Source organism: Bittarella massiliensis (ex Durand et al. 2017), assembly GCF_001486165.1.
In the GTDB taxonomy this organism is placed as follows: Bacteria; Bacillota; Clostridia; order Oscillospirales; family Ruminococcaceae; genus Bittarella; species Bittarella massiliensis.
On record NZ_LN908971.1, the window covers coordinates 1 to 1,462 of the forward strand.

A 1,462-nucleotide genomic window follows, 5' to 3' on the forward strand; every position below is an offset into this window, starting at 1 on the left:
CCAGTCCAGCGGGGGCGGGGGGTGGCAGACGCTGTAGAGGGAGGCCCGGATAGTCTGTCTCTTATACACATCTAGATGGGGATAAGAGACAGGTGGACCGCCCCCCCGCCGGAAAAGGCGCTGGTGATGGGCATCTCCCCCGAGGTGAGGATGCAGTTGTGCCAGGTGGGCACCCGGTCGGTCCCCCCCTCCCGGGTGCCCCGGGTGCGGCCCACCCCCTCGGCCAGCAGGTAGATGTCCTTGTCAAAGGTCTGCTTGTCCTTGGCGATCTGCAACTCGTCCAAAATCAGGGGCAGGGCGTTGCAGAAGGCCGCCGACCGCTCCCGCCCCACGGCGGTGGAGTTGAAGGTGTGGATGTACCGGCCCATCTCCGGGTCGGCCCAGACGCTGGCGGCCAACATCAGCCCCACCGTCTTGCCGGTCTCGGTGCCGCCCCAGAGGTGCAAAAAGAAGGGCAGGCAGCCCAGCGGCCCCACCAGCGCGCTGGCAAAGGAGGCCGCCAGCGCCATCCGCGCCGCGATCCCCTCCCCGGCGCGCACCTCCCTGGCAACGGCCAGCCAGCTCTCCCACTCGCCCCGGGTGCGCACGCTCTCAAAAAAGGGGCGAAAGCTCTGGTCCCCGTCAAAGACCAGCTCCTCCACGTAGGGGGAGAACCCCTCCCCCTCGATCCAGCCCAGCCGCCCCACGCTCCGCCGCTCGGGGATCTGCTCGTAGTTGAGCCCCTCAATGTCGTGGAGATAGCGCACCAGGGTCCCCGCCGTCTCCGAGGTCACCGCCACCCCCGCGTTGGCCAGCTCCAAGATCTCCCGGCGGCTGGCCAGGGTCCGCTTCTCGGCGGTGATCTGCCGCCAGCGGCCCCCCTTGCAAAAGGCCAGCACCATCTTCTCCACCCCGGTGTCGATGTTCACCAGCCGCATCACCGGGAGGATGGGGTGGTTGCAGGCCTCCATCTCCCGGTACCCCTCAAAGATCGCCACCCCCTCCCCGTCGGCCCGCCAGGGGCCGGTGGCCAGTTCCAGCGGCTGGCCCGCAAACCGGGTCACCCCCTGGCCGCAGGTGGGGGCCAGCAGGGCCTGCTGCTTCTTGGCGTACTCGCCAAAGGTCCTCTTGAACCCGTATACCCGCAGCCGCCGGGCCTGCTCCCCCATCCGCTGGGCCAGCCGCTCCAGCACAAAGGGGTCCCCCGCGAATTGGTAGAGGAATTCGTAGGGGGCCGTCCCCTCCAGGTAGTCCTCCCGGGTGTAATTTGGTATCTGTATGGCCTCGATGTCCATTCGCCTCCCATTTTTCAAATCGCTCGTTTTCCTCCAGCCAGTGCTCCAGGTAGGGCAGCCGATGGGCCGCCTCCACCCAGTTTTCCGGCAGGGGCGGGGGCTCCCCCTCCCCGCTCCAGGGGGGCGGTTCCCCGGCGCGCAGCCCCAAGCTGTGCATCAGAGCCCGCCTTTACCCCCCCTTATCCCGG

General features: G+C 68.2%; 1 protein-coding gene. It reads right to left on the reverse strand.

The window, feature by feature from the left end; genetic code table 11:
• Positions 1–71: 71 nt before the first annotated feature.
• Complete coding sequence (locus BN3266_RS00015) at positions 72–1,292, reverse strand: DUF927 domain-containing protein (protein WP_195891578.1); 1,221 nt, start codon at positions 1,290–1,292, stop codon at positions 72–74.
• Positions 1,293–1,462 lie beyond the last annotated feature (170 nt).